This window comes from Armatimonas sp. (assembly GCF_031410135.1).
Taxonomy (GTDB): Bacteria; Armatimonadota; Armatimonadia; order Armatimonadales; family Armatimonadaceae; genus Armatimonas.
The window spans coordinates 1-5,839 of sequence record NZ_JANNYP010000384.1 but is presented as its reverse complement, the minus strand read 5'-3'; the positions used below and the strand labels follow the sequence as shown (position 1 = coordinate 5,839).

Annotated in this window: 6 protein-coding genes and 1 pseudogene; 4 read left to right on the top strand and 3 right to left on the bottom strand. The window is 58.1% G+C overall.

The genetic code is table 11. The features are described 5' to 3' along the window. Window positions 1-299: 299 nt before the first annotated feature. The 4 genes from RMO15_RS13975 to RMO15_RS13960 are packed head-to-tail and all read left to right on the top strand — an operon-like array spanning window position 300 to window position 4,019. A complete protein-coding gene (locus RMO15_RS13975) occupies window positions 300-1,442 on the top strand; it encodes a vWA domain-containing protein (RefSeq protein ID WP_309713705.1) in 1,143 nt (380 codons plus the stop codon). Window positions 1,443-1,451: 9 nt separating this feature from the next. Further along, entirely contained in the window at window positions 1,452-2,099 is a 648-nt protein-coding gene (locus RMO15_RS13970) for a hypothetical protein (protein WP_309713702.1), read from the top strand. Window positions 2,100-2,109: 10 nt separating this feature from the next. After that, a complete protein-coding gene (locus RMO15_RS13965; RefSeq protein WP_309713699.1) occupies window positions 2,110-3,081 on the top strand; it encodes a hypothetical protein in 972 nt (323 codons plus the stop codon). Next, entirely contained in the window at window positions 3,081-4,019 is a 939-nt protein-coding gene (locus tag RMO15_RS13960) for a hypothetical protein (RefSeq protein ID WP_309713697.1), read from the top strand. Before RMO15_RS13965 ends, RMO15_RS13960 begins: the two co-directional genes overlap by 1 nt. A 3-nt stretch (window positions 4,020-4,022) precedes the next feature. On the opposite strand, the gene RMO15_RS13955 is transcribed toward RMO15_RS13960, so the two are convergent. From RMO15_RS13955 to RMO15_RS13945, 3 genes and pseudogenes are all read right to left on the bottom strand, one after another. Then, window positions 4,023-4,592, bottom strand: coding sequence for a hypothetical protein (locus RMO15_RS13955; protein WP_309713694.1), 570 nt, complete (start codon window positions 4,590-4,592; stop codon window positions 4,023-4,025). Window positions 4,593-4,594: 2 nt separating this feature from the next. After that, entirely contained in the window at window positions 4,595-5,620 is a 1,026-nt protein-coding gene (locus RMO15_RS13950) for a rod shape-determining protein (protein WP_309713691.1), read from the bottom strand. Further along, a pseudogene (locus RMO15_RS13945) lies at window positions 5,617-5,839 on the bottom strand (UDP-N-acetylglucosamine 1-carboxyvinyltransferase); the annotation flags it as partial. The pseudogene RMO15_RS13945 and the gene RMO15_RS13950, both read right to left, overlap by 4 nt.

The window sequence follows — 5,839 nt, the reverse complement described above, 5'->3', positions numbered from 1 at the left end:
CCGGGGAGATGGTTTTTTGGGAAGTCGCGACGGGCTTCAGTGCCCTACCGCTTCAGTTGTAAAAGCTTAAGAGCGTGAAAACCGCCGCGACGGCATTAAGCCTTCGTCCGTCGCATTTTCTTTCATGGGTTTTTCTTGTTGTTCGTAACTGGAACCGTCCGACATTTCGGGTTCTCCTGGCTGCCCCGGTTGGGCAGACCCGGCGATTGTATCGCTTTCTTTTACTATCGGCAAGAGGAAGCCGTAACTAAAACCTCGCAGCAAGCGTCCTATCCGGTACAATAGGAATTACTGTGCGGATGCTTCGTTTTTTGCTCACTTCTTTAGCTCTCCTGAGTGCTCTTTTGCCAACCTTGGCACAGAGCGACACGGGCGAGATTGTCTCGGCGCTCAAGGCCAAGAGCCCTAAGTGCGTCGTCTTGATCTTAGATGTCTCCGAGTCTATGACGGTGGACAGCTACAACCGCAAGATGCTGGATGCGACCCAGACCATCCTCGCTGATGGCATGAGTGAGGGCGATCAGGTTGTGCTCTATACCTTTGGGCCAAGCTACAAGAAAGTCTTCGACGAGACCCCACAGACCCCAGCTGCACGGCGTAAGCTCCTCGAAATGGTTCCCCTGAAGCCAGAACCCGGTGAGGGCACCAATATCCGGCAGCCACACCATGAGGCTCTCAAGCTCGCCCATGCCTCGGGGAAAACGCCGTTTATCGTCATTCTGACGGACTCGTTCAACGATCCACCGAAAAACACACCGGCGGCCTACACCGAGTACCAGAAGTACTACACTCCTGGCAAGCTAGACACCTACCCACGCACCTCCGAGAACACTGACTACGAATCACAGCTCGCGTGGATGGCAAGTAGTGGCGGACAGACGTTTGGAATAGGCGTCGAGATCCTGCCGTCGGGTCGTCCGAAAGAGCGCTTTAAGGTAGCTCCGAAAGCCGGGACGATCGCCACCCCAGAGCCTACAACCTCATCCTCAGAGACTAGCGCACCGCCGCCGCCCAAACCCGACGAATTTCCCATTGGGCTAGTCGCCACTCTGATCGGGCTGGGACTGGCGGGTGGTGCCTTTGCTCTCTTGCGTCCCAAGCCCATGCCGCTTCGTATTTCTGGTGTCGGCTCCCCTCGCGATTTTGACGTGCGTGGCAACACGACTCTGCGTCTTGGTGGTGAAGGCGGCTCAGCGGCGCTGGATGCCTACCCGCTAGGCGGGACAAAAGTGGTGGCCGCGACTGTCAAGGGAGGTCGTGGTGGGCTCACCGTGCAGCCGCAACCTGGGAACGGCTTGCGTGTCTACCACAATGGGCTACCGCTGGAGAAACCAACCCCGCTCCGCTACGGCGATGAAGTGCGTGTCAGTGTCGTGGATAGCAACGGTGCCGTGGTAAAAGAAAATCGCTTGAAATTTAGTGACCCGACCAAACTGGTTTAAATGATGAAAATGAGATTGACCCGACTTGTCTGCCTACTCTTTGCCGCACTTGCGCTGGCGCTTCCGTCCCTAGCAAAGCCAGAGATAAAGCCAACGGAGGAACTGAAGAGCCTCTACCAAACCAATGTGAAGTACACGCTACATCTGGAGTACAAAGACCCAGACGGCTACGCTATCAAGAGTGCCAAGTTCCATGACCGCTCTAAAGATGGTGAACCTGCCTTTGATGCTCAAAAGATCTCAGGAAGCACGGAAGCGGGCATCGAGCTTGTCTGGGAAGTCACAAGCTTTGCCAAGGGCGATCATACGAGCTACTTTGAGGTTGAAAATGAAAAAGGGGTCAAGACACGCTACCCCTCCAATGAAAAAGAGAACTACGCCTTCGTTGTGGAGAGCCTTGTAGACAAGTGGATTGTGATGGGTGTCGGGCTCTTGATTTGCCTGTTCATGCTCCCCTTCCTGGTCTACCTCATCGCACGCTCGGCCAACAAACAAGGCAATCCGTCGAGCGCGGCAAGAATCGGCTTGATCATTGGAATTTTCGCCGCCCTCGCGCTCTTTATCTTTCAGTTCTTAAGCTGGTACAGCCCGCTTGTCCTAGTGCTTGGAGGCGTTGCCGCGATCTTCCTTCTTGTGGTTGTGATTACTCGGCGCTAGAAATCCGATTATGGAACTCATCCCCGCTGATCTTGGCGACAGCCGCGCCATCGCACTCTTTCAGATGCGTGCGGCCCAGCTTGGCCAACAAAACCCTCGCTCAGGACGGCGTCTTCGCGGGGCACTCTCGGCGTCGTCTAGCCCCAATGCTCTGACGCGCATCTGGGCAAAAGAGACGGGCCTGGAGGGCGATGCTGCCAATCAAGCGGTTCAGAGCGTAAAAGGCCAGCTTAATGGTTTCGTGGGAGGCTTTGGCGGTGGCTGGGGCCTCGGTTTTGGTGCACCTGCCATCATGATGATGGCCCAAGCCGGACAGCGTCCCGAGATGCTGATCATGGGAGGAATTTTCGGGGCAATGTCGGTCGCAGGTGTCGCCCTCGCAACCCTGATGCCGCGGAACCTGGTGCGGCGCTGGGGGAAGACTCCTCTCAATACGCATGAGCTCGATCTGCTGCTAGCGCAAGAAGAAGACGAGCTGGAGCGCTCCTATCTTCTGCTGATTCAAGAGACTCTCGCTCAGCCGAATCTTCCCGAAGCGGCGCAGAAAGAGCTAAAAGAGGCGATTAAAGTCCTTGGGATGGCACTGGATCGCCTGCCTCCGGCTCCGGCAGAAACGGCGAACCGCAACACAGAGGGATTGCGGGCAGAGGCGCTGGAGCTGCGTCAGCAGGCACTTACCGAGACAGATAGAGTGGCAGCAGAGTCTTTAGAGCGCCGGGCAGATGCGCTGGAGCGCAGTGCGAGCGCCATGGAGAAATCCTCGACACTTCTGCGACGCAATAGCCTGCTAAGGCAAGAACTTCAAGCTCAGCTTGAGGCACTTCGGCTAGAGCTGGGCTCGACAAGCGTCTCAGGAATAGATGCGACGAGCCTTGCGCAAGTGGCAAGCGTCGCCCGTGGTGTCGCTCGCGAGGCAGATGCTCTCGCCACAGCTCGCGTCGAGCTAGACACACCACAGCGGCAGCAAGTAGGAGTCGGATAGTGGAGCTCAAACCCGCCGATCTGGGCAAGACCCTGGGAGCCGCGATCATCAAGCGCCGTGGCGGAACAGGCGATCCTAAGGCAGAGCGTAAGCAGATGCTCCAGACCGGCGGAGTCGCCGCAGCAACGGGAATTGGGCTTGGGATCATCAACAACAATCCTCTCATAGGCCTGATTCTCGGTGCGGTCACGGGCGGCGCGTTCGTTTTTTTCCTGCCCCGTGCGCGCCAGAAGTTGCTCTACGAGACCCCGGTGAGCGCTGCGGAGCTTCAGCGCCTAAGGCCACAGCGTACCCAGACCGCAGCCGTGGTGCCGACCGTTCTGGATACGATCTTCTCCACGCTTCTGGGCCAGCCCCTTCCGCCACCACCGCAAAAGCACACCATGGAAGATGCCTATTTTGAGCTTCTGGCAGAGATTCAGGCGCTGAATATCTCTCAAGTGGAGGCGGAGGCGGAGCTACGGAGCACGATCTGCTCCCTCAGTGATGCTGTCGCGGCGCTCCCTGAAGTGGCTCCGGTTCACGAAGATGAGATCCGGGATCTGGTAGCGGATGCGGAGGGGCTGCTCTTTAAGTCTAAGCGCGAAACGGATCAGATTATCGCGGAGTCGCTCCATCGCCAGGCAGAAGCAGCTGTCCGCCGGGCACGGGCTCTCCAGAACGCCGCCAAGCTCGCGCGGCGCACACGGACACTGCGTGATGAGGTCTATCGGCAGATCGGCGCACTTCGAGCTTCCTTGCCCTCGTACTCACAAGCCTCCCAGAGCGTGGCCACGGGGCGTATTCAAGAGCTCGCCGACTCTGTCACGCGTGTTGCACAAGACGCAGCCTCGGTCGTCGCCGCGCAAGAGGAGCTGGTACAAACCCTCGCTCCCGAGTGGCGTGTGCGAACGACGGTTGAAGAAGTCGCGCCGCAAGTACAGCGCTTGGGTCGCTAACCTCTACTTGCCAAAGCGCGAATCAGCGGCGGCAGTGGTGACTTTTTCCTGAGCCCGTGTGAGAACGGCTACCGCCACAGTGGCAACTTCCTGAGCGCTCACGGGCTTCGTCGTTTTCTTCAGCAAGGGATCCGTCTGGGGCAGATAGCCCGCCCGCACCAGCTCCCTCAGCGACTTGGCACTCACAGGCCGACCTTCGACCCAGCCTGCCATGCCATCCAGCCAGTGCGCGAGTTCGTCGCCAGCAACGGTTTTCTCGCCCTCGAACTTGCCGTTCGCCGCCACGACAATTCCCCGTGCACCGAGTCCCGAGACACTCGCACTTGCCCAGTGCAGGGCGGGGACATCACTGTAGCGCTTGGCCTTCGCAGGGTTTGGGGTCAGGTTGGCCTTACGCCCCGGCTTCACTTCACGAGTAACACGCTTTGGTTGAGCATAGGCGGCTTCGACATGGGTCAAGAGCTGAAAAAGCGTTGCTGCCAGCTCGTAGCGCGTCACGGGACGATCCGGCATGTAGCCAGGAACCCCTTTGCTCTGTCGCACATCATCGTGTCCATGTTCGCGTTCTTGCATACTTATTCATAGCTCCCACTGATATTCTGACTATCGCGAATGGCATCGAACTCCTCAAGGGCACGTCCCGTTCCGATTGCCACACAGGAGAGAGGGTCATCGGCAACATGGACGGGAATTCCCGTTGCCAGCGCCAGCAGACGATCCAGGCCACGGAGAAGCGCACCGCCCCCGGTGAGCATAATTCCCCTCTCAATAATATCGGAGGAGAGCTCAGGGGGAGTGTGCTCTAGCACCGCTTTCACCCGATCGACAACTTGGGAGATGGGCTCGGCGAGTGCTTCCCGAATCTCATCCGAAGACACATCCACGGTTTTCGGAAGCCCCGCAACCAGGTCGCGGCCTTTGACCTCCATGTAAAGCTCTTGCTCCAGAGGAAATGCTGACCCGATGCGAATCTTAATCTCTTCTGCCGTGCGGTCACCGATCATAAGATTATAGCTATTTTTAATATGACGAATGATCACCTCGTCTATCTTGTTGCCCCCGACTCGCAGGCTCTTGCTCACGACGATCCCGCCCAAGGAGATCACGGCGATATCGGTTGTGCCACCTCCGATATCTACCACCATATTGCCACCCGGAAGCGCAATCGGTAGGCCCGCGCCAATTGCAGCGGCCATGGTCTCCTCAATGGTAGCGGCCACGCCTGCACCCGCTTCTTCCGCGGCTTGAAGCACGGCGCGTTTTTCGACACTGGTCACCCCGGCAGGGACGCACACCAGCACACGCGGCTTGAACGGGCCGCGACGACCACAGACTTTTGTGATGAGCGCACGCAGCATCTCGCGAGTGGTGGAGTAGTCTGCAATCACCCCATCCTGCATCGGACGGATCGCGATAATATTGCCAGGCGTTCGCCCCAGCATCAGGCGTGCCTCTTCCCCGACGGCTTTCACCTTTCGTGTGGCCTTATCAATGGCCACTACGGAAGGCTCGCGTAGCACAATTCCTTTGCCACGCTGGTAGACCAAGATATTGGCCGTACCGAGATCAATTCCTATATCTGGGGTCAGTCGAAACTTCACACAACCTCCACTTTGTTACCAAGCTCATCTTCACGCCAGATACTTGCGCCTACTGCCGAGAGCTTCTGGGTGAGCCGCTCGTAGCCACGATCAATATGGTGGACGGAGAAAACACGCGTCGTTCCCTGCGCCGCCAGGCCCGCCAGCACCATCGCCGCGCCTGCACGCAAATCCGATGCCTCGACATCGGCACCACTCAGCCCACTGACTCCCGTAACC

Excerpts from the sequence above, each read along its gene's own strand:
- RMO15_RS13970 (WP_309713702.1), top strand. The coding sequence starts at position 1,452 with ATGAGATTGACCCGACTTGTCTGCCTACTCTTTGCCGCACTTGCGCTG.
- RMO15_RS13975 (WP_309713705.1), top strand. The coding sequence starts at position 300 with ATGCTTCGTTTTTTGCTCACTTCTTTAGCTCTCCTGAGTGCTCTTTTG.
- RMO15_RS13965 (WP_309713699.1), top strand. The coding sequence starts at position 2,110 with ATGGAACTCATCCCCGCTGATCTTGGCGACAGCCGCGCCATCGCACTC.
- RMO15_RS13955 (WP_309713694.1), bottom strand. The coding sequence starts at position 4,592 with ATGCAAGAACGCGAACATGGACACGATGATGTGCGACAGAGCAAAGGG.